Annotated in this window: 20 protein-coding genes; 9 read left to right on the forward strand and 11 right to left on the reverse strand. The window is 72.9% G+C overall.

Translation table 11 applies throughout. The features are described from left to right. Positions 1-295 precede the first annotated feature (295 nt). The 7 genes from ACFC02_RS22050 to ACFC02_RS22080 form a co-directional block, all read right to left on the reverse strand. The gene (locus ACFC02_RS22050; protein ID WP_376359808.1) at positions 296-1,267 is read right to left on the reverse strand and encodes an N-acetylglucosamine kinase; all 972 of its coding nucleotides are present in this window, start codon (positions 1,265-1,267) and stop codon (positions 296-298) included. Further along, positions 1,258-2,574, reverse strand: coding sequence for a 6-phospho-beta-glucosidase (locus tag ACFC02_RS22055; RefSeq protein WP_376359811.1), 1,317 nt, complete (start codon positions 2,572-2,574; stop codon positions 1,258-1,260). The genes ACFC02_RS22050 and ACFC02_RS22055 overlap by 10 nt, the downstream gene beginning before the upstream one ends. Before the next feature lie 5 nt (positions 2,575-2,579). Continuing rightward, entirely contained in the window at positions 2,580-3,476 is an 897-nt protein-coding gene (locus tag ACFC02_RS22060; protein WP_376359813.1) for a carbohydrate ABC transporter permease, read from the reverse strand. Positions 3,477-3,478: 2 nt separating this feature from the next. Next, a complete protein-coding gene (locus ACFC02_RS22065) occupies positions 3,479-4,420 on the reverse strand; it encodes a sugar ABC transporter permease (RefSeq protein WP_360975369.1) in 942 nt (313 codons plus the stop codon). 7 nt (positions 4,421-4,427) lie between these two features. Next, positions 4,428-5,765: an ABC transporter substrate-binding protein gene (locus tag ACFC02_RS22070; RefSeq protein WP_376359817.1), complete on the reverse strand. Its 1,338-nt coding sequence runs from the start codon at positions 5,763-5,765 to the stop codon at positions 4,428-4,430. A 153-nt stretch (positions 5,766-5,918) separates the two neighbouring features. Beyond that, positions 5,919-7,148, reverse strand: a complete 1,230-nt coding sequence (locus tag ACFC02_RS22075; RefSeq protein WP_376359820.1) for an ROK family transcriptional regulator — start codon at positions 7,146-7,148, stop codon at positions 5,919-5,921. 286 nt (positions 7,149-7,434) lie between these two features. After that, positions 7,435-8,541: a mechanosensitive ion channel family protein gene (locus ACFC02_RS22080; protein WP_376359823.1), complete on the reverse strand. Its 1,107-nt coding sequence runs from the start codon at positions 8,539-8,541 to the stop codon at positions 7,435-7,437. A gap of 361 nt (positions 8,542-8,902) precedes the next feature. Here ACFC02_RS22080 and ACFC02_RS22085 point away from each other — a divergent pair, with 361 nt between their 5' ends. From ACFC02_RS22085 to ACFC02_RS22100, 4 genes are all read left to right on the forward strand, one after another. Continuing rightward, positions 8,903-9,439, forward strand: a complete 537-nt coding sequence (locus tag ACFC02_RS22085) for an HNH endonuclease (RefSeq protein ID WP_360975357.1) — start codon at positions 8,903-8,905, stop codon at positions 9,437-9,439. A gap of 454 nt (positions 9,440-9,893) precedes the next feature. After that, positions 9,894-10,106: a hypothetical protein gene (locus ACFC02_RS22090; protein WP_376359908.1), complete on the forward strand. Its 213-nt coding sequence runs from the start codon at positions 9,894-9,896 to the stop codon at positions 10,104-10,106. Continuing rightward, positions 10,107-12,410, forward strand: coding sequence for a 4-alpha-glucanotransferase (malQ, locus tag ACFC02_RS22095; RefSeq protein WP_376359827.1), 2,304 nt, complete (start codon positions 10,107-10,109; stop codon positions 12,408-12,410). Positions 12,411-12,493: 83 nt separating this feature from the next. Next, positions 12,494-12,754 (forward strand): hypothetical protein, encoded by a 261-nt coding sequence (locus tag ACFC02_RS22100; RefSeq protein WP_376359830.1) that lies wholly within the window; start codon positions 12,494-12,496, stop codon positions 12,752-12,754. A gap of 234 nt (positions 12,755-12,988) precedes the next feature. Here ACFC02_RS22100 and ACFC02_RS22105 read toward each other — a convergent pair whose 3' ends face one another. After that, a complete protein-coding gene (locus tag ACFC02_RS22105) occupies positions 12,989-13,633 on the reverse strand; it encodes a TetR family transcriptional regulator (RefSeq protein WP_376359832.1) in 645 nt (214 codons plus the stop codon). A 169-nt stretch (positions 13,634-13,802) separates the two neighbouring features. Here ACFC02_RS22105 and ACFC02_RS22110 point away from each other — a divergent pair, with 169 nt between their 5' ends. The 3 genes from ACFC02_RS22110 to ACFC02_RS22120 all read left to right on the forward strand — a co-directional run bounded on the left by ACFC02_RS22110 (position 13,803) and on the right by ACFC02_RS22120 (position 17,368). Further along, the gene (locus tag ACFC02_RS22110; protein WP_376359835.1) at positions 13,803-15,239 is read left to right on the forward strand and encodes an FAD-dependent monooxygenase; all 1,437 of its coding nucleotides are present in this window, start codon (positions 13,803-13,805) and stop codon (positions 15,237-15,239) included. A 185-nt stretch (positions 15,240-15,424) separates the two neighbouring features. Next, on the forward strand, positions 15,425-16,354 hold the full coding sequence (locus ACFC02_RS22115) for a DMT family transporter (RefSeq protein ID WP_376359837.1): 930 nt from the start codon (positions 15,425-15,427) through the stop codon (positions 16,352-16,354). Positions 16,355-16,384: 30 nt separating this feature from the next. After that, entirely contained in the window at positions 16,385-17,368 is a 984-nt protein-coding gene (locus tag ACFC02_RS22120) for a LysR family transcriptional regulator (protein WP_376359840.1), read from the forward strand. 88 nt (positions 17,369-17,456) lie between these two features. On the opposite strand, the gene pepN is transcribed toward ACFC02_RS22120, so the two are convergent. Further along, on the reverse strand, positions 17,457-20,072 hold the full coding sequence (gene pepN, locus ACFC02_RS22125; RefSeq protein ID WP_376359843.1) for an aminopeptidase N: 2,616 nt from the start codon (positions 20,070-20,072) through the stop codon (positions 17,457-17,459). Between the two features lie 112 nt (positions 20,073-20,184). Between pepN and ACFC02_RS22130 the strand changes: the two genes are divergently transcribed. Further along, on the forward strand, positions 20,185-20,721 hold the full coding sequence (locus ACFC02_RS22130; RefSeq protein ID WP_376359846.1) for a DUF1203 domain-containing protein: 537 nt from the start codon (positions 20,185-20,187) through the stop codon (positions 20,719-20,721). A gap of 54 nt (positions 20,722-20,775) precedes the next feature. On the opposite strand, the gene ACFC02_RS22135 is transcribed toward ACFC02_RS22130, so the two are convergent. After that, a complete protein-coding gene (locus tag ACFC02_RS22135) occupies positions 20,776-21,792 on the reverse strand; it encodes an aspartate-semialdehyde dehydrogenase (RefSeq protein ID WP_376359849.1) in 1,017 nt (338 codons plus the stop codon). 481 nt (positions 21,793-22,273) lie between these two features. Next, positions 22,274-25,582, reverse strand: a complete 3,309-nt coding sequence (locus tag ACFC02_RS22140) for a S8 family serine peptidase (protein WP_376359852.1) — start codon at positions 25,580-25,582, stop codon at positions 22,274-22,276. A 378-nt stretch (positions 25,583-25,960) separates the two neighbouring features. On the opposite strand from ACFC02_RS22140, the gene ACFC02_RS22145 reads away from it, so the two are divergent. Continuing rightward, positions 25,961-26,428: an NUDIX hydrolase gene (locus ACFC02_RS22145; protein WP_376359855.1), complete on the forward strand. Its 468-nt coding sequence runs from the start codon at positions 25,961-25,963 to the stop codon at positions 26,426-26,428. Positions 26,429-26,465 lie beyond the last annotated feature (37 nt).

Raw genomic sequence — 26,465 nt, forward strand, 5'->3', positions numbered from 1 at the left:
GGGCCCGGCGGTGCCGCGCTGCTGTTCGGCGAGTGTGTCACTGCTGACCCCCCGTGGTCATCCGTCGCCGCAAGTATCCCTGCCGGAACCGACATCCGCACCGGCCTTCACCGGATCTTGGTCAGGCCGCGACGAGGTCGCCAGGGGGCGCACACGACGAACGCCCCGCACCACCCCCTGCCCATGAATACGCAGGACGGATCGGTTCGGTTCCCCCGCTCGGCGGGCGTGCCCCGTTCGGGGCGCGCGGGGCACGCGACGGGCCGTCCGCCGCGGGGGCCGCGGCCCGTTCCCGTCAGCGCTCGAAGCGGGTCCGCACCCGCTCCCCGGCCGCCGCGGGTGCCCCCGTGCGGTCCAGTCCCAGCAGCGCCGCGCCGAGGACCGGACGGGCCGTGACCACCTGGGGCACGGCCTTGGGCGCCCGCGCGGACAGGCGTTCGCGCAGGGACGTGTCGAGCTGCGGGTGGCGGGCGGCCAGGACGCTGCCGCCCAGCAGGACCGGGGTCTCCTCGCCGAGGAGGTCGAGACGGGACAGCGCGACCACCGCCATGCACACCACCTCCTCCGCCAGACGTTCCACGATGGAACGTGCGATCGGATCGCCTTCGGCGGCCGTGGCGAAGAGCACGGGCGCCAGTTCGTGCCGCCGCTCCGGATCGATGTGTTCCAGGTGCAGCGCCTCGATGAGGGCGTACATGGAGGCCAGCCCGAAGTGGCCCGGCAGCGTGCGCGCCAGCGCGGTCGGCTCGCCGCGGCCGTCCTCCGCGCGGGCGGCGAACCACAGGGCCTCCTCCGCCAGACCCGAACCACCGCCCCAGTCACCGGAGATGCGGCCTATCGCCGGGAAGCGTGCCGTGCGGCCGTCCGGGCGCATGCCGACGCAGTTGATGCCCGCGCCGCAGACCACCGCCACCCCGCGCGGCTCGGCCACGCCCGCGCGCAGGATGGCGAACGTGTCGTTGCGGACCTCCACCGTCGTGCCCCACGCGCGCGCGTGCAGGGCCGACGCCAGCCGTTCCTCCTCCACGGGCAGGTCGGCGTTGGCCAGACACGCCGAGACGTGCGCGACCGAGGTCACCCCGGCCTCGGCGTAGGCGCGCGCGACGGCGTCCGCCAGCACGTCCACCGCCGTCTCCACGCCCACGGCCGGTGGCCGGAACCCGCCGCCGCGGGCCGTGGCGAGGACGCTCCCGTCGGCCGCCACGACCGCGACGTCGGTCTTGCTGTTGCCCGCGTCGATGGCGAGGACGCTTGCGGTCAGGCCCACGCGAGGTGCTCCCGGTTGTGTGCGATGAGCTGGTCGGTGAGGGCCTCGGCGTACGCGTACTGGCCGACCAGGGGGTGGGCGAGGAGGGCGCGGAAGACGCGGTCCCGGCCGCCGTGCAGCGCCGCCCGCAGGGCCAGGTCCTCGTACGCCGTCACGTTCGCGACCAGGCCCGCGTACAGCGGGTCCACGGGGGCCACGGGCAGCGGGGTCGCACCCTTGGGGCCGACCGCCGCCTGCACCTCGATCACGGCGTCGTCCGGCAGGAACGGCAGCGTGCCCCGGTTGTAGGTGTTCACCACCTGGTACGGGCTCCCCGCCCGTCGCCCGCCACCACCCTCGGACGAGGGCCCTGCGGGCCCGCTGCCCTGATCGCCCAGGAGCGCGGCGGCCAGGTCCACCGCGGCCTCCGAGTAGTAGGCGCCGCCGCGCTTGGCGAGCAGGGCCGGCTTCTCGTCCAGGGCCGGGTCGCCGTACATCTCCAGCAGTTCGCGCTCCATGGCGGCCACCTCGGCGGCCCGGGACGGCTTGGTGCGCAGTTCCTCCACCACCTGGTCGTGCGCGTAGTAGTAGCGCAGGTAGTACGAGGGGACCACGCCGAGGCGGTCCAGGAGGGGGCGGGGCAGGCGCAGGTCGGCGGCGACGGCGTCGCCGTGCTCGGCCAGCAGCCGGGGCAGGACGTCCTCGCCCTCCGGGCCGCCCAGGCGCACCCCGGTCTCCCAGGTGAGGTGGTTCAGGCCCACGTGGTCCAGGTGGACGTCGTGGGGTGCCACGTCCAGCAGCGCGGCGAACTTCCGCTGGAGGCCGATCGCCACGTTGCACAGGCCGACCGCCCGGTGCCCGGCCTCCAGCAGGGCACGGGTGACGATCCCGACCGGGTTGGTGAAGTCGATGATCCAGGCGTCCGGATTGGTGCGCCGCACCCGTTCGGCGATGTCCAGGACCACCGGGACCGTGCGCAGCGCCTTGGCCAGGCCGCCCGCGCCGGTCGTCTCCTGGCCGACGCAGCCGCACTCCAGCGGCCAGGTCTCGTCCTGCTGGCGCGCGGCCTGCCCGCCGACGCGCAGCTGGAGCAGGACGGCGTCGGCGCCCTCCACGCCCGCGTCCAGGTCGGAAGTGGTGACGATCCGGCCGGGGTGGCCCTGCTTGGCGAAGATGCGCCGGGCCAGGCCGCCGACCAGTTCGAGCCGGTCGGCCGCCGGGTCCACCAGGACCAGCTCCTCGACCGGGAGGGTGTCCCTGAGCCGGGCGAAGCCGTCGATGAGTTCGGGCGTGTAGGTCGAACCGCCGCCGACCACGGTGAGTTTCATGTCTGTCAACCCTTTACTCCGGTGAGCGTGACACCCTCGACGAACGCCTTCTGGGCGAAGAAGAACACGAGGATCACGGGGGCCATGACCAGCACGGTGGCGGCCATGGTGAGGTTCCAGTCGGTGTGGCGGGCGCCCTTGAAGGACTCCAGGCCGTAGGACAGGGTCCAGGCGGCGGGGTTCTCCGAGGCGTAGATCTGCGGGCCGAAGTAGTCGTTCCAGGCGTAGAAGAACTGGAAGAGGGCCACGGCCGCGATGCCCGGCTTCGCCATGGGCAGCACCACCCGCACCAGGGTGCGAAGGTCGCCGCAGCCGTCGACCTTCGCCGCGTCCAGGTACTCGTTCGGGACGGTCGTCAGGAACTGCCGCAGCAGGAAGACGGAGAACGCGTCGCCGAACGCCATGGGGACGATCAGCGGCCACAGCGTGCCGGACAGGTCCAGCTGCTTCGCCCAGAACAGGTACATCGGGATGATGATCACCTGCGGGGGCAGCATCATCATCGAGATCACCAGCATGAGTGACAGGTTGCGGCCCCGGAAGCGGAACTTGGCCAGCGCGTAGGCCACCGGGATCGAGGACACGACCGTGAGGACCGTGCCGGCGCCGGCGTACAGGAGCGTGTTCTTCCACCAGGTGAGGAAGCCCGGGGTGTCGAAGACCTTCTTGTAGTTGCCCCACTCCCAGGTGTGCGGGATCAGATCGCGGCTGAGGGCCTGGCTGTCGCTCATGAGCGAGGTCAGGAACACGAACACGAAGGGCAGGACGAAGAAGAGGGCGGTGGCCACGCCGAGCGCGTGGACGGCGATCCAGTGCAGGAGCGCCTTGCGGCGGGCGGTGCGTTCGGCGGGCGATGCGGGGGCCTTCTTCAGGGCGGCCGGCTGGTCCAGGACCTGGGTCATCGTCAGTCACCTGCCTGCATGAGACCGCCGCGGCGCCGCATCAGGAGTGCGGTGAACGCCATCGACAGGGCGAACAGCACCAGCGCCACCACGCAGGCCGAGCCGTAGTCGAAACGCTGGAAGCCGAGGTTGTACACGAGCTGGGGGAGGGTCAGCGTGGACTTGTCCGGGTAGCCGGGCTCGAACATCGTGCCCGCGCCCTGGATCACGCCGGAGGCGACCTTCCCGGCGATCAGCGGCTGGGTGTAGTACTGCATCGTCTGGATCACGCCGGTGACCACGGCGAACATCACGATCGGCGAGATGTTCGGCAGGGTGACGTACCGGAAGCGCTGCCAGGGCGAGGCGCCGTCCAGCTCGGCGGCCTCGTACTGCTCGGTGGGCACGTCGAGGAGCGCGGCCATGAAGATGACCATCAGGTCGCCCACGCCCCACAGGGCGAGCAGGGTCAGGGCCGGCTTGGACCAGGTGGGGTCGCCGAACCAGCCGGGCGCCGGGATGCCCGTCTTCTCCAGCAGGGAGTCGACCGGGCCCGTACCGGGGTTGAGCAGGAAGGCGAAAGCCATGGTCGCCGCGACCGGCGGGGCCAGGTAGGGCAGGTAGAACAGGGTGCGGAAGACGCCCGTGCCCGTCTTGATCCTGGTGATCAGCAGGCCGACGCCCAGGCCGAAGGCGACCCGCAGGGTGACCATGACCACCACCAGCCACAGGGTGTTGCGCAGGGCCGGCCAGAACAGCGGGTAGTTCTCGAAGACGTACGTCCAGTTCTTCGCGCCGCTGAACGTCGGCGCGTTGAACCCGTCGTAGTGCGTGAACGAGAAGTAGACGGTGGAGATCAGCGGATACGCGAAGAAGACGGTGAATCCGATCAGCCAGGGCGACATGAAGGCGAGGGTCTTCAGTGCCGCGCGGCGGCGTTTCGACGCCAGGGTGAGGGTGGTCATCGCTTTCCTATTCCGCCTGCGCGATGTCCGTGTCGATCTGGTGCGCCGCCTTCTCCAGGCCGGCCTTCAGGTCCTTCTGCCTGCCGCTCTCGTAGTCGTAGCCGAGCTGCTGGATCGTCACCAGGTACTGGCCGCCGTTGATCGAGGCGGGCGTGGTCGTCGAGTCCGTGTCGCCCGCGATGTCCAGGAACGTCTTGAAGCGCGGGTCGTACTTCAGCTTCGGGGACTTCAGGGCGGCGAGCGTGGAGGGCACGTTGTGGATGCCGTTGGCGAATCCGACCACCGCGTCGGTGTCGGTGGAGATGTACTTCACGAATTCCCAGGCCGCGTTCTGTTTGTGGCTGGTGGCGGCGATGCCGGTGACGGTGCCGGTGATGTAGCCCTTGCCGTACTGGCTCACCTGGTCGTCCGGGACGGGCAGCGGCGCCACGCCGATCTCGAACTTCGGCTTGGCCTCCTCGGCCATGCCCAGCCGCCACTCGCCGTCGAGCTGCATGGCCACCTGACCGGTGTGGAAGGGGTGCTTGGGGCCCCACTCGTCACCGAGGGTGGCCCGGAACCTCTCCAGCTTCTGGAATCCGCCGAGTTCGTCGACGAGTTTCTTCTGGAAGGTGTAACCCTTCGCGAAGGCGGGGTCCTTGGCGACGTTCGACTTGCCGTCCGCGTCGAAGTACTGCGGTGAGAACTGCGCGAAGAGGTGCTCGGTCGTGGATTCCCAGCCGTGGTAGGTCGGCATGAAACCGAGCTGCTTGTAGCCGTCCCCGTCGGGAACCGTCAGCTTCTTGGCGTCCGCCTCGAACTCGGACCAGGTCCTCGGCGCCCGCTCGATCCCCGCCTTCTCGAACGCCGTCTTGTTGTAGTAGAGCCCGTACGCGTCGCCGAGCAGCGGCGCCGTGCACCGTTTCCCGCCGAACTGCGTGTACTCGTTCATCGCCTTCGGGAACGTCTTCTCCGGGTCGATCGCGGCTTTCTCGAAGAAGGGGTTGAGGTCGACCAGCGCGCCCGAGGAGCAGAACTTGCCCACGTTGTTGGTGGTGAAGGAGGAGATCACGTCCGGCGCTTTGTCGCCGCCGGTGCGCAGCGCCTGGTTCATCTTGTCGTCGGTCATGTTGCCGACGACCTTGACGTGGATGTTGGGGTGCGCCTTCTCGAAGCCGGCGATCAGCGACCGGACGGCCTTCACCTCGTTCGGCGCGCTCCAGGCGTGCCAGAAGTTGATCGTCGTGTCTTTCGACGCGTCGTCGTTCGCGCCTGAGGCCGGCTGGCCGGTACACGCGGTGGCGCAGAGCACGACGGAGACGGAGGCGGCGAGCGCGAGAGCCGCTTTCCTGGACACTTCGGGCATGACGGGATCTCCCTGAGGCGGGCGGTGCGGAAAGGGGAGGGCGGGGAACGGCAGGCGACGAAGACGAGGGGTGGTGCGGGCTCGGCGTGAGGTGTCGAAGACGAGGGGTGGTGCGGGCTCGGCGTGAGGTGTCGAAGACGAGGGGGTGCGGGCTCAGCGTGAGGTGTCGAAGACCTCGTCGCGGGTGGCCGCGAGCGCGCTCTCCAGCGCGCCGCGCAGCACGGGCCGCTCCCGTACGCCGCCCACCACCAGGCGCGGCCGGGAGGCGGCCAGTTCCTCCAGTTCGGCCTGGACCAGGGCGCGCAGCACCTCGCCGCCGGCGGTGAGGGCGCTGCCGCTGAGCACCACCAGCTCGGGGTCGAGGACGGACACCAGGGAGGCCAGGCCGGTGGCCAGCCGGGTCGCGTACGCCGTCAGCAGCTCCCGGTGGGGGCCGCCCGCGTGGTCGGCGGCGCGGGCGACGAGCGCGGCGGCGGCCTCGGTGTACGGGCCGGAGGGCAGGTCCTCGATGCCGAGCCCGCGGGCGAGCTTCGGCACCACCTGCGCGCCGGCCAGTTCCTGGAAGCCGCCGCTGTTGGCCCTGGTCACCTGGCGGACCAGGGGGGCGCCGGGCACCGGGAGGAAGCCGACCTCGCCGGCCCCGCCGGTCCATCCGCGGTGCAGTCGGCCGCCCAGGACCAGGGCGGCGCCGAGGCCCTCCTGGTTCCACAGCAGCACGAAGTCCTGGTGGCCGCGGGCCGCGCCGAGGCGCTGCTCGGCGATGGCGACCAGGTTGACGTCGTTCTCGTACTCCACCGGCATCGGCAGGGCCGCGGCCAGCTCGTCGAGGATCGCGGGGGAGTGCCAGCCGGGCAGGTGGGAGGCGTAGCGCAGGCGGCCGGTGCTGGGGTCGAAGGCGCCGGGGGTGCCGATGACGAGGCGGTGGACGTCGGCGCGGGCCAGGCCCGCCGCCTTCACCGCGCCGTCGAGCGCGTCGGTGACCTGCCGTACGACCGGCTGGGAAGGATGCCGGCCGGGGGTCGGCAGGTGGAACTCGCCGACCGTGCGGCCGGTGACGTCGGCGACCGCGGCGCGGATGCGGTACGGGTTGACGTCGAGTCCGGCAGCGTACGCGGCGGCCGGATCGACCGAGTACAGCTGCGCGTTCGGGCCCGGCCGGCCCTCGCTGGTCCCGGTGGCGCGGACCAGCCCGGCGGCCTCCAGCCGGGCCAGCAGCTGGGAGGCGGTCGGCTTGGACAGTCCGGTGAGCTTGCCGATCCGGGTCCGCGACAGCGGCCCGTGCTCCAGCAGCAGATCGAGGGCGGCCCGGTCGTTCATGGCGCGCAGGACCCGCGGGGTGCCCGGTGTGCCCGGCGGACCCGGCGTGCCGGTCGTCCCTGCCATGCTTCTCGCCCCCTGCCCTGGGAGATCACTGTTAGGAAAGTTTCCTGTTCGAGTGGCAGGAACCTAAGCCCGGGACGAAGGGGGCGTCAAGGGTGGGCGGACGGGAGGCAACGGAGTCGTTATCTGCGGCGCAGGGGCAGGGGGCAGGGGGCAGGGGCAGGCGCGGGCGCGGGCGCGGGTGCAGATGCAGGGGCGGGCGTAGTGGCAGCGGCGGGGGAGGGACGGGAGCGGGGGCGGGCGGCCCACGGCTTCCGCGCCGCCCGCCCGCAACCCCCGCCCGCGACGCCTACTTACCGGTCGGCTGCTGCGGCGGTATCGGTGTCGTCGCCCTGGTTTCCGAAGCGCCCGGTTCGGAGTGCGCCGACGGGGCGGCGACCGCGGCCATCGGGTCGGCGGCCGACCCCTCCTCCGGCAGGGCCGTCGCGCCGCCCACGATGCGGATGTCGGCCTCGTCGAAGGCGCGCTTGATGCGCCAGCGCAGCTCGCGCTCGACGGCCGTCGACTTGCCCGGCATCGTCTTGGCCGAGACCCGCACCACCATCGAGTCGATCAGCACGCTGTCCAGGCCCAGCACCTCGATCGGGCTCCAGAGCAGCTCGTTCCAGGGCTCCTCCTTGCTCATCTTCTCCGCGACCCCGGTCAGCGTCTCCTTGAGCCGGTCCAGGTCCTCGCCCGCCTTGACGGTCACGTCCACGCCCGCCGTCGCCCAGCCCTGGGACAGGTTGCCGATGCGCTTGACCTCGCCGTTGCGGACGTACCAGATCTCACCGTTGTCGCCGCGCAGCTTGGTCACGCGCAGACCGACCTCGATCACCTCGCCGGAGGCGACGCCCGCGTCGATCGTGTCCCCGACGCCGTACTGGTCCTCCAGGATCATGAAGACACCGGAGAGGAAGTCCGTGACCAGGTTCCGGGCGCCGAAACCGACCGCCACACCGGCGACACCGGCGGACGCCAGCAGCGGGGCCAGGTTGATCTGGAACGCGGACAGCACCATCAGGGCGGCCGTACCCATGATCAGGAAGCTCGCCACCGACCGCAGCACCGAGCCGATCGCCGCTGAACGCTGCCTGCGCCGCTCCGCGTTGACCAGCAGCCCGCCGAGCGTCGTGCCGGCCCCCTGCTGCGCGGTGCGGTTCATCCGTTCGATCAGCTTGGTGATCGCCCGCCGGACCACCACGCGCAGCACACTCGCTATGACGAGGATCAGCACGACCCGCATGCCGATCGCCAGCCACGTGGACCAGTTCTGCTCGACCCAGCTCGCCGCCTGGTTCGCGCTCTCCTGGGCGTCCTGGAGGGTGGGGACCGAAACGGACGGCGTCTCCGTGGGCGACGGCGACGGCGACGGCGACGGACCGGCGGCGGCCGACAGGACGGCGGACAAGGACACGGCAGGTACCTCCAGGTGCGTCCGCCCGTCGGCGCCGCGATCCGAACGCGGCGGTGGACATCGTCTGGTCGATATCGTCAGGGTCACGAAGAGGTCACCGGACGGGCAGGGCAACCACACTAACGGGGCACGGTGTGCGGGTTCCCGGGAAGTTCCGGGGAGGGCTCCGCGCGCGACGCGCGCATCCCGCTCTGAGCAGGCCGTGTGGGCCGGCCCGGAACCGGGGGATGTATGAGGTGTGGTCGAAAACACTCCCAGCCCGTTACCGGGACATGGTGGCGCGTCCACCAGGCCTGAGGGGAGACTGACTGCAGATCGTCCCGGCGCGAGCCACGCGCCGCCGGCGTACAAGGAGGCCCCCGTGCCGCATGTCCTGGTCCTCAACGCGTCGTACGAGCCCCTCGGCGTCGTACCGCTCCGCCGCGCGCTCGTCCTCGTGCTGGAGAACAAGGCGGTCTGCCTGGAGGAGTCCGGCGCCCATCTGCACAGCGCGACCGTCACCGTCCCCGCACCCAGCGTGGTCCGGCTCAAGCGATTCGTACGGGTTCCCTACCGGGGGCCCGTTCCACTGACCCGAAGGGCGCTGTTCGCGCGGGACGGGGGCCGGTGCATGTACTGCGGCGGCGTCGCCACCAGCGTCGACCACGTCGTCCCGCGCTCGCGCGGCGGCCAGCACGCCTGGGACAACGTGGTGGCCTCCTGCCGCCGCTGCAACCACGTCAAGGCCGACCGGCACCTCGTCGAACTGGGCTGGCGGCTGCACCACAAGCCGGCTCCGCCCACCGGTCTGGCCTGGCGCATCATCGGCACCGGACACAGGGACCCGCGCTGGCTGCCCTACTTGCAGCCGTACGGCGCGGACGACGCCCTGGCCCGGATCGACGGCATCTCCGCTTGACGGCCCGGGCCTTCGCACAGGCGGAGGGCGGGTGGGCCGGGGGGCCGCCGCGGCGGCCGGTCCCGCCCCGGCCGTCCTCCGAACGGTCGGGGTCCCGCCTCGCCGTCCTCCGAATGCCGGGGCGGAAGTGGCCGCCGCTCCCTGCGCAGCGCAACCTGGAGGGAGCGGAAAGTGACCAGGAGCACGTAGTTCGTTCCCGTGCGTCTGCCGTCGCGCGCACTGGGTAGGGCTGCGGTAATCCGCTCGTTGCCGCACTCGACAAGGAGACCCCCCCGTGACCGCACCGGCGCACCTCCTGCTCTCGGCCCTGACCGACACGGCCCTGTCCGACGCAGCGCTCTCCGACGCAGCGCTCTCCGATACGGAAGGGCCGGAGACCGCCCTGCCCAAACCCGGGGCGGAGCCGGCCCTGGAACACCGGCCGCCCGCCGACCCCCGCCCGGACGCACCCCACCTGGACGACCTCCCCTTCGGCGACCCGCACACGCCCGACGCCGCGCACACCGACGTCTTCACCTCCGAGGCCCCCTACGCCGAGGCACCGCTGACCAGCGAGCCGCCGCTGCCCGACGCCGAACCGCTGACCAGCGAACCGCCCTTCGCCGAGGCCGCGCCGCTGACCAGCGAGTCCACCGCCGATCCCGACCCCTGCGGCGCGGAGCGGTAGATGACCGCGCCACGGCCGGCCGAGCCCCCCGGGGAAGACGACCTCACCCGGCTCGCGGCGCTGCACGGCGTCGCCACCTCCTACAGCCCCTCACCAGGGCGGACGGTGGCCGCTTCGGCCGTCGCCGTCGTCGCGGCCCTGGCCGCCCTGGACGTCGACGCCCACACCGCAGGGGCGACCCGCGCCGCGCTCACCGCCCGCGAGCGCGAACTGCGGGAACGGCTGCTGCCCCCCACCGTGGTCCACTGGAGCGACGCCGGCCCCCCGCAGGCCTTGGCGGCGCTGCCGCCCGGCACCCGGCTCCGCGTCGAGACCGAGGCGGGCGAGGCGCGCGCCACCGCCGAAGGCCTCCCGCCCGGTGTGCACCACCTGACCGCCGCCGCCCCCGACGGCCGCAGCGGCGAAGCCCACCTGATCGTCGCCCCGCCCCGCCTCCCCACCCCGCCCAGACGCTCGTACGGGCTGCTCGTCCAGCTCTACTCCCTGCTCTCCCACCACTCCTGGGGCATGGGCGACCTGGGCGACCTCACCGAGCTGAGCGGCTGGGCCGGGCGAACCCTGGGAGCCGGGTTCGTGCAGGTCAACCCGTTGCACGCGGCCGTGCCCGGCGCCCCCACCGACCCCTCGCCCTACCGCCCCTCGTCCCGCCGCTTCCCCGACCCCGTGCACCTGCGGGTGGAGGACGTCCCCGAGTTCCCCTACGCCGCCGAAGACGCGGACCGGGAACGGCTGCGCGCCCTGCGGGAACGGGCCGCGCGGCTGCGCGCCGACGTCCTCGACAAGGGCGCCCTGATCGACCGGGACGCCGTGTGGGACCTCAAACGCCAGGCGCTGGAAGTGCTGCACCGGGTGCCGCTCGGCCCCGGCCGCACCGCCGCCTACGCCGCCTTCCGCGACCGCGAGGGCCAGGCACTGGAGGACCACGCCACCTGGTGCGCGCTGGCCGAGGTGCACGGCCCGGACTGGAGCCGGTGGCCCGAGGGGCTCAGGGACCCGCGTTTGGCCGAGACCGCCCGCGCCCGCGCCGAACTGTCCGACCGCGTCGACTTCCACGCCCGCCTCGCCTGGCTCACCGACGAGCAGCTCACCGCTGCCCAGCGCACCGCCCGCGAGGCGGGCATGCCGGTCGGCATCGTGCACGACCTCGCCGTCGGCGTGCACCCCGGCGGCGCCGACGCCTGGGCCCAGCAGGACCACTTCGCCGCCGGCATGTCCATCGGCGCGCCACCGGACGCCTTCAACGCCCGCGGCCAGGACTGGGGCCTCCCGCCCTGGCGCCCCGACCGCCTCGCCGCCTCCGGGTACGCCCCGTTCCGCCGCCTGCTGCGCGCCCTGTTCCGCTCCGCGGGCGCCCTGCGTATCGACCACGTCATGGGCCTGTTCCGGCTGTGGTGGGTCCCGCAGGGCCGCCCGCCCACCGAGGGCACGTACGTCCGCTACGACGCCGAGGCCATGCTCGCGGTCCTGGTGCTGGAGGCCTCCCGGGCGGGCGCCGTGGTGATCGGGGAGGACCTCGGCACCGTCGAGCCCGGGGTGCGCGAGACGCTGGACCGGCGCGGCGTGCTCGGCACGTCGGTGCTCTGGTTCGAACGGGACTGGGACGGTGACGGCCGCCCCCTGCCGCCCGAACGGTGGCGCGCCGACTGCCTGGCCACCGCCACCACCCACGACCTGCCGCCCACCGCGGCCCGCCTCACCGGCGAGCACGTCGCACTGCGCCACCACCTCGGTCTGCTCACCCGCCCGCTGGCGGAGGAGCGCGCGGAGGCCGCCGCCGACGCCGAGGAGTGGCTGACGCTGCTGGGCGCCCTGGGCCTGCTCCAGGAGCCCGGCGAGGACGGGGAGCAGGCCGGGGGCGGGGCGGGCGTCCGAGTGGGCGAGGCAGCCGGTGACGGGGCGGCTCTCCGAGTGGGCGAGGCGGCCGGTGACGGGGCCGGGGACCAGGGCGGTGCCGGCGCCGGTTCGGGGGCCGGTGGCGGCGCCGGTGTGGATGCCGGTGACGGGGTCGGTGCTGAGGCCCGTATCGAGGCCGGGATCCGGGCGGTCCACCGTTTCCTGCTGCGCACACCCGCCCGCATGGTCGGTCTCTGGCTTCCCGACGCCGTCGGTGACCGCCGCCCGCAGAACCTCCCCGGCACCTGGTACGAGTACCCGAACTGGCGACTGCCCGTCGCCGACGCCGAGGGCCGGCCCGTGTCGCTGGAGGACCTGGCCGCCACGCCCCGCCTGTACGCGCTGACGGACGTGCTGCGGGCCGGGACGACACACGGGGGAGCGCCCGGTACGGCGGGGACGGAGGGGTGAGCGCGAGGGCGCGCGGACGGCGCATGCGCCTCATACGGCACCCCGGACGCGCGCCTCGTTCCGGCGTTCGCTACTTTTGCACCGTGGACAAGAAGAACGCCCTGCGCGCCGGCAGCCTGGCGGCCGGTACGACGCTGATGATGCTGCTCATGTCGTCCCCCGCGCTCGCGGTGACCCGCGACGACGGTGACGACCCCGGCAAGGGTATCGGCGTCGCCGAGACGCTGGGGCTCTTCGTCGGCATCCCGCTCGCCCTGTTCGTGATCATCGCGGGTCTGGTCATGGTCCTGGACAGGTCCCACAAGCAGCAGAGCACCAGCCGGAACGTGGACGTCAAGGCCTGACGCCCCGCCCGGCCACGGTCCGTCCGTCCGGAGAACTCCCACCGAGGGCGCCCGTCCTGCGCCCGCGCACGCATCGCCGTACGCGGGCAGGACGGGCGCCCTCCGTGCGTCGACCGCCGGCGGCTTCGACGGCCTCGGCGGGCCCAATGGCTTTGTCGGGCTCGACGGCTTCGGCGGCCTCGACGGGCCCCCACGGCTTCGCCGGGCTCGACGGCTGCGGCGCCCCGGCGGCCGTCAGGGGCTGGGCGCCGTCAGGTACCGCTGCACGGTGGGCGCCAGCCAGGCCAGCACCTCCTCGCGTGCCAGGGCGACGGCCGCCGGAAGCCGCAGGACATACCGGGTGAGGGCGAGGCCGAGCAGCTGTGACGCGCACAGGGCGGCCCGCGCGGGCACCTGTTCCGGGTCCGGGCACACCGCCCGCGCGACCGGCAGCAACTGTTCCCGGAACACCCGCTGCATCCGCTCGGCCCCGGCCGCGTTGGTGACCCCGACCCGCAGGATCGCCGTCAGTTCGCCGTTCTCCTCCCACAACGCCAGGAAGTGGGAGACGAGCGCGCGGCCGACCTCGTCGCGGGGCAGCGCGGAGGCGTCCGGGAGCCGCAGGTCGATGGAGACGGCCGCCGCGAACAGGCTCTCCTTGTTGCCGTAGTAGCGCATGACCATCGACGGGTCGATCCGCGCGTCCTTGGCGATCGCCCGGATGGTCGCCCGTTCGTACCCGTCCGTCGCGAACCGCGTCCGCGCGGCCGTGAGGATGGCGGCGCGGGTGGCGTCGGAACGGCGGCCGGGCGCGGGCGCGGCGGCGGGGGAGCGGGCGGGGGCGCCGACGGGCGCGCCGGTGGGGTCGGGTGAGGCTTCGGGCGAGGCTTGGCGTGGCATGCCAACAAGCGTAGGTCAACGGCTGTGGGCCAACAAGCATGTGCCTACGGGTGTATGCCAACATTTGTGGGCCAACAACCGTTGACGCACTCCCGCCGTCGGGTCTACGTTGGCAGTGGGACGTTGGCCAACAACTGTTGGCCCGCGCGCAGCCTTCGAGGAGGCCCTCATGACCACCACCCCCGTGATCGTCGTCGGCGCCGGCCCCACCGGGCTCCTGCTCGCCGGTGACCTCGCCGCCGCCGGTGTCCCCGTCACCCTCGTCGAGAAGCGTCCGCACCGGATCAGCAACCTCTCCCGCGCCTTCGTCCTGCACGCCCGGACCCTCGAACAGTTCGACGCGCGCGGCCTCGCCGACGGCCTGGAGGCCCTCGGCCGCCCCTTGGACCGGCTGGAGCTCTTCGGCCGGCTCGCCATCGACCTCACCCGCCTGCCCTCCCGCTTCCGGCACGTCCTCGTCCTGCCGCAGTACGAGGTGGAGAAGGTGCTGGAGCGGCGTGCGGCCGACAACGGGGTGGACTTCCGCCACGAGACCGAGGTGACCGGGCTGTCCCAGGACGCGGACGGCGTGACGGTGGACGTGCGGGGCGCCGACGGGCGGACCGAGGCGCTGCGGGCGGCGTACGTGGTCGGGGCGGACGGGATGCGCAGCGCGGTGCGGGCGGCGGTCGGGCTGCCGTTCCCGGGGCGGTCGGTGATCCGTTCCCTCATCCTGGCGGACGTGCGGCTGGCCGAGCCGCCCGAGACGCTGCTGACCGTCAACGCGGTCGGGGACGCGTTCGCCTTCCTCGCGCCGTTCGGCGACGGCTACCACCGGGTCATCTGCTGGCGCCGCGACCGTGACGTGCCCGAGGACACGCCCGTCGGGCTCGACGAGGTCAGGGAGATCACCCGGCTCGCCCTGGGCCGCGACTTCGGCATGCACGACGCCCGCTGGACGTCCCGCTTCCACAGCGACGAACGCCAGGCGCCCGCCTACCGCGTCGGCCGGGTCCTCCTCGCCGGGGACGCCGCCCACGTGCACAGCCCCGCCGGCGGCCAGGGCATGAACACCGGCCTGCAGGACGCGGCCAACCTCAGCTGGAAGCTCGCCCAGGTCGTCACCGGCCACGCCCCCGAATCGCTCCTGGACACCTACCAGGCCGAACGCCACCCGGTGGGCAGGGCCGTACTGCGCAGCAGCGGTGGCATCGTGCGCCTCGCCATGGCCGGGCGCCCCTGGACCCTGGCGCTGCGCGCCGCGCTCGTCACCGTTCTCGGTGCCGTCGCCCCCGCCCGCCGCCTGGTCGCCGGTCAGGTCACCGGGATCGCCTTCCGGTACCGCGCGCCGCGCGGCTCCCACCGCCTCGTCGGACTCCGGGTCCCGGACGTGGCGCTCGCCGGGGGCGGCCGGCTCCACGAGGCCCTGCGCGGCGGCCGGTTCGTCCTCCTCACGCCGGACGCCCACCAGGTGGGGGAGGACCGCGCCGGCCGGCTGACCGCCGCCCGCTGGGCGAGCGGACGCCGTACGGCCCTGCTGGTACGGCCCGACGGCTACGTGGCCTGGGCGGCGGACACGGCCGACCCGGCCGCGATCGAGGCGGCGCTGGCCGCCCACGTGGGCTGACCGGCAGAGACGGCAAGAACCCCCAAGCCTTCTTTCAGCCCCCTTTCCCGACCTCCCTTCAGTCTTCCTTTCCGGTCTCCTTTCAGATCTGCTGAAAGGAATGCTCGAAAAGATTCGATGGACCTGACAGGTAGGCCGCTGTCACGGTGGGGTCGCCCCTGCCCCCGTACAGCGAGAGGACCCACGTGGCCCAAGCCCTGAGCCAGACCACACCCACATCCACACCGGCCCCCGACCCCCGGGTCCCGAGGCCCGCCGTTCTCGGGCTCGCGCTCGCCGCCCTCGCCACCGTGGTCTGGGCGGGCAGCTTCGTCACCTCCCGCGCTCTGCACGACAGCGTGCCGCCGGTGCAGCACGCCTTCTGGCGCTGGGTGGTGGCGCTCGTCGCCGTGGCCCCCTTCGGCGCCCGCGCTGCCTGGCGGCAGCGGGAGCTGATCCGCCGCCACCTGCGCTACGTGCTGCTGGCCTCGCTGCTCGGTGTCGCCGTCTACAACACGCTGGTCAACCAGGCCGGACTGACCACCCCGGCCGCCAACATGGGCATGATCATGGCCGCCTCCCCGGTGCTGATGGCGGTCCTCGAACGGGCGGGCGGCGTACGCCTCGGCGCGCGCCGGGTCACGGGCCTGCTGATCGCCTGCGCGGGCGTGGTGCTGCTCATCGGCGGCGCGGGGGCGGCGTCGTTCTCCTCCGGCGACCTGTGGATGATCGCCGCGGCCTGCTCCTTCGGTTCCTACAGCGCCCTGCTGCGCCGCCGCCCCGCCGAACTGGAGGGCACCGCCTTCCTGTTCACCACGTTCCTGTTCGGCACCGTCCTGCTGCTGCCCGCCCAGGGGATCAGCCTCGCCGTCCAGGGCGGCTTCGACCCCAGGCCCGGCACGGTCCTGCCCCTGCTCTACGTCGGTGTGCTGTCCTCCGCCGTCGCCTTCTTCGCCTGGAACAAGGCGATCTCCCTCGTCGGACCGACCCGCGCCGGAGTCGTCTACTACCTCCAGCCGGTCTGCGTCGCCCTGCTCTCCTGGGCGCTGCTCGGCGAGGCGGTCGGCCCGCTGCAGGCGCTGTGCATGGCACTGATCCTGGGCGGGGTGGCGTTCGGCGCCACGGGCCGGCGGTAGGGCGCCGGCGGCGCCGTATAGGTTGCCGCCATGGCCGAGTGGGAGATCCGGAAGCTGCGCATCCTGCGGACGCTGGGGGAGCGGGGGACCGTGACCGCGACGGCCGAGGCACTGCACATGACCCCGTCCGCCGTCTCCCAGCAGCTGACCAACCTCGCCGCACAGCTCGGGGTCCCGCTGCTGGAGGCGCAGGGGCGGCGGGTGCGGCTCACGGACGCGGCCCGGCTCGTGCTCCGTCACGCGGAGGCGGTCTTCGAACAGTTGGAGCGGGCGGACGCCGAGCTGTCGGCGTACGCGCGCGGCGAGGCCGGCGAGGTGCGCGTCGGGGCCTTCTCGACCGCCGTGCCCGCCCTGGTCGTACCGGCCGCGCGGGCGCTGCGCGTGACGCATCCGGGGGTGACCGTGCGGGTGCGGGAGACGGAGGCGGGCGAGGCGTACGACCTGCTGGCCGCCGGCGAGGTGGACCTCGCGCTGTCGCTGGCCGCGCACGCGCCGACCGCGGTGGACCCGCGCTTCACCCGGGTGCCGCTGCTCGCCGACCCGCTCGACCTCGCCCTCCCGCCGGGCCACCGGCTGGCCCCGGCGCGGGAGGTGCGCCTCGCCGACCTCGCGGCGGAGCCGTGGATCTTCGGCGGCAGCGGCCCCTGGTCGGACATCACGCGTACGGCGTGCGAGGCGGCCGGGTTCAGCCCGTACCAGGGGCACTCGGCGGCCGGGTGGACGGCGATCCTGGCGATGGTGGAGGCGGGCATGGGCGTGGCGCTCGTGCCGCGCATGGCGGCCGTGCGCCGGGACGGCGTGGTGATGCGTGCCCTGGGCGCGGACCGCCCGCACCGGCACGTGGTCGCGGCCGTACGCAAGGGAGCACGGGACGCGCCCGCGCCGAAGAGGGTCCTGGCGGCCCTGCGCACGGTGGCCGCCGACCTGTCCCACTCACCCGACGTGTCAGACCTGTCCAACCCGTCCAACCCGTCCAACCTGCCCGGCCTGTTCGGCCAGGAGCGGCCCACCTGACCACACCCGTACGACCAAGGGGGCGCCCAGCCGGAACCAGGCGCCCCCCGAGAAGCCGTACCGCGATACCGCTCCTGTCGCGCCGGCGCTACTTCGCCGCCGCGTCCGCCGCCTGGGCCTTCAGGGAGCGTTCGACGCCCGCCCGCGACTCGGAGACCAGCCGGCGCAGGGCCGCGCCCGGGGCGGCGGAGGCCAGCCACTCGTCGGTACGGCGCAGCGTGTCCTCGGTGACCTGGACCGCCGGGTACAGGCCGACCGCGATCTGCTGGGCCATCTCGTGGGAGCGGGAGTCCCAGGTGTCCTTGAGCACCTCGAAGTACCGCTCGGTGTACGGCGCCAGCAGCTCGCGCTGGTCGGTCTGGACGAAGCCCGCGATGACCGCCTCCTGGACGGCGTTCGGGAGCTTGTCGGAGTCGACGACCGACGCCCAGGCCTCCGCCTTGGCCTCCTCGGTCGGCCGGGCCGCGCGGGCGGTGGCCGCGTGCCGCTCACCGGCGGCGGTCTTGTCCCGCTCGTACTCGCCGGCGATCTCCGCCTCGTCGAACCGGCCCACCGCCGCGAGCCGCTGCACGAACGCCCAGCGCAGCTCCGTGTCGACGGCCAGGCCCTCGATCGTCTGCGTGCCCTCCAGCAGGGCGTTCAGCAGGTCGAGCTGCTCGGGGGTGCGGGCCGTCGCCGCGAAGGCGCGCGCCCACGCCAGCTGGTGGTCGCTGCCGGCCTCGGCGGCGCGCAGGTGCGCCAGCGTGGCGTCGGTCCACCGGGTGAGCAGGGCGTCGCGGGCGGACGGGTCGGCGTACAGGTCGACGGCGAGCTTCACCTGGCGGTGCAGCGACTGCACCACGCCGATGTCGGACTCCTTGCCGATCCCGGACAGGACCAGCGACAGGTAGTCGCGGGTGGCCAGTTCGCCGTCGCGGGTCATGTCCCAGGCCGACGCCCAGCACAGGGCGCGCGGCAGCGAGGACGCGAAGTCGCCCAGGTGCTCGGTGACGAACGCCAGCGACTGCTCGTCCAGGCGGACCTTGGCGTAGGAGAGGTCGTCGTCGTTGAGCAGGACGACCGCCGGGCGGCGCCGGCCGGCCAGCTGCGGTACGGCGGTCAGCTCGCCGTCCACGTCCAGCTCGATCCGGCCGTCCTCGGCGCGCACCAGCTTGCCGCTCGCCTCGTCGAGGTCGTACAGGCCGATCGCGATGCGGTGCGGGCGCAGCACGGGCTCGCCCTTGGCGCCCGCCGGGAGGGCGGGGGCCTCCTGGCGGACCGCGAAGGAAGTGATGACACCCTCGGCGTCCGTCTCGATCTCGGGCCGCAGGACGTTGATGCCGGCCGTCTCCAGCCACTTCTTCGACCACGTCTTCAGATCGCGCCCGGAGGTCTCCTCCAGCGCGCCGAGCAGGTCGGACAGGCGCGTGTTGCCGAAGGCGTGCCGCTTGAAGTACGCCTGCACGCCCCGGAAGAACTCGTCCATGCCGACGTAGGCCACCAGCTGCTTGAGGACGCTGGCGCCCTTGGCGTAGGTGATGCCGTCGAAGTTGACGAGGACGTCGTCCAGGTCGTTGATCTCCGCCATGATCGGGTGGGTGGAGGGCAGCTGGTCCTGCCGGTAGGCCCACGTCTTCATGGAGTTGGCGAAGGTCGTCCACGAGTGCGGCCAGCGCGAGCCGGGGGCGTGCGCCTGGCAGGCGATGGAGGTGTAGGTGGCGAACGACTCGTTCAGCCACAGGTCGTTCCACCACTCCATGGTGACCAGGTCGCCGAACCACATGTGGGCCAGCTCGTGCAGGATCGTCTCCGCGCGCACCTCGTACGCCGCGTCGGTCACCTTGGACCGGAAGACGTACTGGTCGCGGATGGTCACCGCGCCCGCGTTCTCCATCGCGCCCGCGTTGAACTCCGGCACGAACAGCTGGTCGTACTTGGCGAACGGGTAGGCGTAGTCGAACTTCTCCTGGAACCAGTCGAAGCCCTGCCGGGTGACCTCGAAGATCGCGTCCGCGTCGAGGAACTCGGCGAGCGAGGGCCGGCAGTAGATGCCGAGCGGCACCGACTGCCCGTCCTTCTCGTACACGCTGTGCACGGCGTGGTACGGGCCGACGATCAGCGCGGTGATGTACGTCGAGATGCGCGGCGTCGGCTCGAACACCCAGACGTCGTCCTGGGGCTCGGGGGTGGGCGAGTTGGACACGACGGTCCAGCCCTCGGGCGCCTTCACGGTGAACTGGAAGGTGGCCTTCAGGTCCGGCTGCTCGAAGGAGGCGAAGACCCGGCGGGCGTCCGGCACCTCGAACTGCGTGTACAGGTAGACCTGGTCGTCGACCGGGTCGACGAAGCGGTGCAGGCCCTCGCCGGTGTTGGTGTAGGCGCAGTCGGCGACGACGCGCAGGACGTTGCGGCCCTTGAGCAGGCCGGGGAGTGCGATCCGGGAGTCCGCGAAGACCTCCGCCGGCTCCAGCGCGTCGCCGTTGAGGGTCACCTCGTGCACGGCCGGGGCGATCAGGTCGATGAAGGAATCGGCGCCGTCCTCGGCGACGTCGAAGCGCACCGTGGTCACGGACCGGTAGGTGCCTCCGCCGCTCTCGGCTTCGTCCGAGCGGGAGGTACCCCCACCCTGAGCGCCGGAGAGGTCGAGATCGATCTCGTACGAGTCAACGGTGAGCAGCTTCGCCCGCTGCTGCGCCTCTTCGCGAGTCAGGTTTGTGCCAGGCACGCGGTCATCTCCTCGTGATGTGTGGATTGCGTCATCCTTCCATGCGACCCGCGCCCGACGCGACGACCGATTTCCGCCGGTGGACGGCGTTCGAACACGCGAGCCTTGAGCCATGACGACAGCGGAGGAAACGCGAGAGAAGACGGGCCGCGGCGCCCGCGCCATCGACCCCGCCGTGCTGGCGGACCTGCGGGAGCGGGACGACGCCGGACGCCCGGCGGAGCCGTTCACCGACGAGGAGGGCGGCGCGCCGCTGCGCTGCTGCCTGCGCAGGAGTGAGCCCGGCGAGCTGATCGCGCTGGTCTCCTACGCGCCGCTGCGGCGCTGGGCGGCCGAGACGGGCGCCGCGCCCGGGGCGTACGACGAGCAGGGGCCCGTCTTCGTCCACGCGCGGGAGTGCGCAGGACCGGAGGACGCGGGACCGGAGGGCGCGGGACCGGAGGGCGCGGGCCTCGCCTTCACCAACGCCCACCGCGTGGTGCGGCGCTACTCCGCCGACGGGCACATCCTGGGCGGGCGGCTGGTGGAGGCGGGCGCCGCGCACTTCGACGCCGCCCTCGCGGAAGCGTTCGACGACCCGGCCGTGGCACTGGTCCACGTCCGGGCCGTCGAGTACGGCTGCTTCCTCTACGAGGTGCGCAGGCCCTGACACGAGGTGCGCAGGCCCTGACCGCCGGGACGAGGAGCGGCGGCCGGCGGGCGGTCAGCCCTTCAGCTCGGCCGCCACCAGCTCCGCGATCTGCACCGCGTTCAGGGCCGCGCCCTTGCGCAGGTTGTCGTTGGAGACGAACAGGGCCAGGCCGTTGTCCGCCGTCTCGTCGCGGCGGATACGGCCGACGTAGGACGGGTCCTGCCCGGCGGCCTGGAGGGGGGTCGGGATGTCGGAGAGGACGACGCCCGGGGCGGCGGCCAGCAGCTCCGTGGCGCGCTCCACGCCGAGCGGACGCGCGAAACGGGCGTTGATCTGGAGGGAGTGCCCGGAGAAGACCGGGACGCGCACGCAGGTGCCGGAGACCTTCAGCCCGGGGATCTCCAGGATCTTGCGGGACTCGTTGCGGAGCTTGTGCTCCTCGTCGGTCTCGTTCAGGCCGTCGTCGACGAGGTTGCCGGCGAAGGGGAGCACGTTGAAGGCGATGGGGCGCTTGTAGACGGCCGGCTCGGGGAAGTCCACGGCCGCGCCGTCGTGGGTGAGCCGGTCGGCGTCCGCGACGACCTTCTGGGTCTGGCCGTGCAGCTCGGCGACGCCCGCGAGACCGGAGCCGGACACCGCCTGGTAGGTGGCGACGACCAGTGCTTCGAGGCCCGCCTCCGCGTGCAGCGGCTTGAGGACCGGCATGGCGGCCATCGTCGTGCAGTTCGGGTTGGCGATGATGCCCTTGGGGCGGTCGAGGATCGCGTGCGGGTTCACCTCGGACACCACCAGCGGCACGTCCGGGTCGCGGCGCCAGGCCGAGGAGTTGTCGATCACCACGGCGCCCTGCGAGGCGACCTTTTCGGCCAGCGCCTTCGAGGTCGCGCCGCCCGCCGAGAACAGCACGATGTCCAGGCCGGTGTAGTCGGCCGTCGCCGCGTCCTCCACCGTCACGCCGTCCAGGACCGTCCCGGCCGAGCGGGCCGAGGCGAACAGGCGCAGTGCGGTGACGGGGAAGTCGCGTTCCGTGAGGATCCTGCGCATGACCGTGCCGACCTGACCGGTGGCTCCGACGATTCCGACCCTCACGGTGTCTCCCTTGGCGTCTGCTGTACGTGCGTGTGCCGTGCGTGTCGCCCGGCCGCGGCCTTTCCATCATGCGGCCGACCCCGGCCCAGGTGTCCAGTTCTTTGCGCCGCGCGCCGGGGAACGTCCCGCCGAAAGGGACGGGTCCGGCCGCCGCGCGGTTGCGGTTCTGCGGTGCGCACCCCGGGTGAGCTGCAGAAATTCGCCCGTCCTGGGGCACGGACCGCAAGCTGTGCTGATCCGTGCCTGCCCGGCCGCCCCGGTCGTATACGACGATGTGACATACGCAACGGCACGGGCGCCGACGCGCCGCACACCCGCACGGCCCGGGAGGGCCTGGGACGGCGAAGGACGGCGAAGGACGGGGACGGGCGGGGAAGGGCAACGAAGGGCGGGGACGGCGAAGGGCGGGCGCCCGCACGCACGGACGCCCGCCCTGTGACCGGTGCCGCCGGCTACGGCAGCCTGCGGCCGGTGCCGCCGGTTACGGCAGGACCTTGCCGATCTTCACGCTGCCGGTGCCCGCGACGGTGCCCCGCGCGTTCACCAGCTGCACCTGCCCGAAGAACTCACGGCCCTGCGGTGCCTGGGCCGCGGCGGTGACCTGGCCGGTCACCGTCGCCGAGGCGCCCGTGCCCAGTTTCACCGGGGCCGACGCGTCCACCGCCACCGTGCCGAGCGCGGCGGAGAAGAACACGTCCCGGTAGTCGTAGGCCGTCGAACCGGACGGCACCGAGTACGCGGCGACCTCCACGGTGTACGTGCCGGCGGCCGGCGACGCGATCGACACCGATTCCTCGGAGTCGCCGTCCGCGGACTTCGCGACCTCCTTGCCGCTCGCGTCGTAGACGACCAGGTCCAGGTCGGCGGACTTGTCGGAGACCCCTCCGATGGCGACGTCGAGCGACTGGGCGCCCTCGGGGACGGTCACGGTCGTGGTCTGCTTCTCCCCGCCCTTCACGGTGGGCCGGTCCGACTTGGCGGAGCCGAGGGGGCCGCCGGTCAGCCGGCCGTCCAGGGCGGCGTGGGTGTTCGTGACCTTCCAGGAGGCGGCGACCGGCGTGCCGGCCTTCGCCTCGGGCACGGTCACGGTCTGCGGGTCGAAGGCCGCGCCCAGCACGGAGACGTCCAGCCGGTACGGGTTGTCGAGCAGCGGCGAGGTGCGGCGCGCCTCGACCTCGACCTCCCACACGCCCGGCTGCGGGTCGGCGTAGGAGCGGACGTCGGGCTTGCAGCCGTTGCCGTCGAGGTAGTTGTTGTAGCAGTACGGGGTCGAGGTGTTGTCGACCGGGACGCCGTAGGGGTGGATGGCGATGAAGCGGGTCTGGCTCTTGTCCTTCAGCCCGCCGATCGCCACCTCCAGCGACTTCGCTCCCTCGGGCACGGTCAGGAAGTAGGAGCGCGTGCTGTTGCGCTCCACCGAGGACGTGTCGGAGTAGGTGTACCGGACCGGGTCCGCGACCACGACGGTGGTGAGGATCTGCCGGTCGACGCCGGGGGTGAAGGGGTCGTCGACCTCCAGGATCGCGCTCTTCAGCCCCGCCGAACGGGGAGCGGCCTGCACCTTGACGGTCACCGGCTCGTTCAGCGGCAGCCGTACGAGGGGCGAGCCGACGATCCGGAAGGTGTGCTCGGGGTTGTTCGCGATGCGCAGCGTGTGCCACACCGCCCGGTCAGGACCGGAGGTGCGCGTGACGGTGACGTCGTAGGTCTTCTTCTGGCCGGCCTTCAGACCGCCCTCGCGGTCGTAGAGGCCGGTGCCGTAGCCGGGGGTCTTCAGCGCGTAGTCGATCGCGGTGTCGACCGGGGCCCGGACCGTGTACTCGTGGGCGTCGGTACCGCGGCGGATCGCCTTCCAGGCGTCCACGACGTCGATGCGGCCGGCGCCCTCCTCGTAGGCCTGGGCGCCCGGGATGTGGTGGGCGGTCGAGGTGAGCGCGGTGCGCAGCTTCGCCGGGGCGAGGTCGATGTGCCGCTGCTTGGCGGCGCTCAGCAGCAGGGCGGAGGCGCCGGTGGCCTGCGGGGAGGCCATCGAGGTGCCCTGGAGCATCGAGTAGCCGGCCGGCAGGGAGTAGCCCGCCTCGGCGACCGGGGAACCCGGCAGCCAGGTCTGGGTGGTGTTGATCGCCGCGCCGGGCGCGACCAGCGTGGGCGTGAAGCCGCCGTCCTCACGCGGGCCGCGCGAGGAGAACGGCATCATCGCGTACCGGGCCCGCACACCGGAGCCGTAGTTCGCGGCCCAGGTCTCCTTGGAGATGCCGGCGCCGACCGAGATGACCTTGTCGGCCAGGCCGGGATCGCCGATGGTGTTGGCGCCGGGGCCGGAGTTGCCCGCGGAGATGACGAGCTGGACGCCGTAGGTGTCGATCAGGCGGGTGTACAGCTCGGCGCGCGCGTTGTTGCCGTCGTTGAGGGCCGGCAGGCCGCCGATGGACATGTTGACGATGTCGACGCCGCGGTCGGCGACGAGGTCGATCATGCCCTCGGTGAGCGCCACGTTGGTGCAGCCGCCGCTCCAGGTGCAGGCACGCGAGGAGACGATCTTGGCGCCCGGGGCCGCGCCGTTCATCTTCCCGCCGAACAGGCCGTTGGCGGCGGTGATGCCGGCGACGTGCGTGCCGTGCTCGGACTCGATGACGCCGATGTTGACGAAGTCGGCCTTCTTGCCGGTCCAGGACCCGCCGTAGGGGTCCATCGGCACGTCCTTGCGGATCTGCACGACGAAGGGCTGCCGCTCGACGACGTCCGTCTTCGGGTCGTCGGTGCCGAAGTACCCGACCTGGAAGCCGTCCTTGTACGGCTTCATCGGCGTGTCGTCGGTGAAGTCGTTGTTGTTGTTCAGGTCGACGCGGACCGTGCCGGCCGCCGGGTCGTACAGCAGGCCCCAGGAGTCGGTGGTGTCGCCGTCGCGGTTCGCGTCGCCCTTGGCGTCGCCGCCCGCGGTCGCGGACTCCTTGAAGGTGCTGATCTGGTACGAGCCCGCCGGGGCCTTCCAGCTCTGGCCGCCGTAGCTGAAGGCGGGCCCGGAGACCGCGTTCACCATCGGGCGCCAGGTGGCGTCGCCGTCGATGATCGGGTCGGTCGCGGTCACCCAGTCGACGATCTTGCGCTCGCCGGTGGTGGTGCGCTGCAGGGCCGGGTGGCCGAGGTCCACGCCGGAGTCGAGGATGCCGATGGTGACGCCCCGGCCGTCCGCCTTCGCGTCGCCGCGCACGAAGTCGACGGCGCCCGTCTCGAAGGACGGGTTGTACGGGTTCGCGGCGGGCGTGTTCTTGCCGGGCGCGGGGTAGGAGGCGCTGTCGCCCTTGCCGCCCTTGCCCTGCGCGCCCTTGGCGGTGCCCGCGTCCGGGGCCGGGTCGTCGAGCGGTATCTCCTGGCGCAGGTCGATGGCGTGCACCGTGGACAGCTTCTCGGCCGCGGCGATCACCGAGTCGGCCGCGGCGGTCGGCACGGTGGCCCGCACGTAGCCGAGCTTGTCGTGGGTGCGGCCGACCGAGCCGCCCCTGACCGCGTCCAGCTGCCGGGCGACCTGCTCGGTCCGGCCCGGTGCGGTCGCGATCATCATCGTGACGTTCTTGGCGCCGTCGGCCTTGGCCGCGGCGAGCAGGTCGGCGTCGTCGGCGCCGAGTTTGGCGCTCGCCGACCTGACGGACACGTCGGCGGGGGCGGGGCCGTCCTGGGCGGCGGCCAGGGGCAGCGGTCCGGCCGCGCAGAGCGCGGCCACCACGCCGGTGGCCGCGGCGATGCGGGCCAGGCGTCTCGCGCCCGGGGCGCGGGGGGAATCAGAGGTCATCGGCATCCCTTGTCGGTGGAGAACCAGGCGGGGCGCGACCGGAAGTGATCGCAGTCGTCCGGATTTCGGAGTCGGACGATCGCTCAGCTTTACTCAAGAGGACAATGTTTGGGGAGTGTTGACCGACGCGGGATGGACGCATGGCGTGATCCCGCCATGCGTCACGGGGCGCACATGCCCCAGAACCCCCACCAATCGGCGCATGTCACAGACGGGTGAACGCGCTTGGTGGCGGCCCGCGTTCGAAGGGTGCCCGCCGTCGGCCGGCCGCATGCCCGTCCGCGTACCTCCTCTTGGCGGTCCGCGGAGGCACGGCCGCCGCCCCCGCGCGCGCCCGAAGCGCCCCCGGCCGCCCCCGCGCTGCCGTAACGTCTCCCCATGCGTGAGGAGTTGCGGGTGGCGGCCTACGCCGTGTGTGTGCGGGACGGACGGATGCTGCTGGCCCGCTGGGTCGCGCGGGACGGCGCACGCCGGTGGACGCTGCCCGGCGGCGGTATGGAGCACGGCGAGGACCCCTACGACACCGTGGTCCGCGAGGCCGAGGAGGAGACCGGCTACGCCGTCGAGCCGGTCGCCCTGCTCGGCGTCGACTCCATCCGGCGCACCTACCCGAGGCCGTTGGGCAGCCACGCCGACTTCCACGGGCTGCGCATCGTCTACGAGGCGCAGGTCACCGGCGGCGACCTGCGCCACGAGACCGGCGGTTCGACGGACATGGCCGCCTGGCACGACCTGGACGCGGTGCCGGAACTCCAGCGGGTCGGCCTGGTCGACGTGGGACTGCGGCTGTGGCGGGAGCGGCCCGCCGCGGGGCGCGTGACTCCGGACGCGGCCGCCGGGGCGTAGGTCGTGTCCGGGGACATGGCAGCCGAAGCCGTAGGCG

Origin of the sequence: Streptomyces sp. NPDC056160 (assembly GCF_042268205.1) — a bacterium.
In the GTDB taxonomy this organism is placed as follows: Bacteria; Actinomycetota; Actinomycetes; order Streptomycetales; family Streptomycetaceae; genus Streptomyces.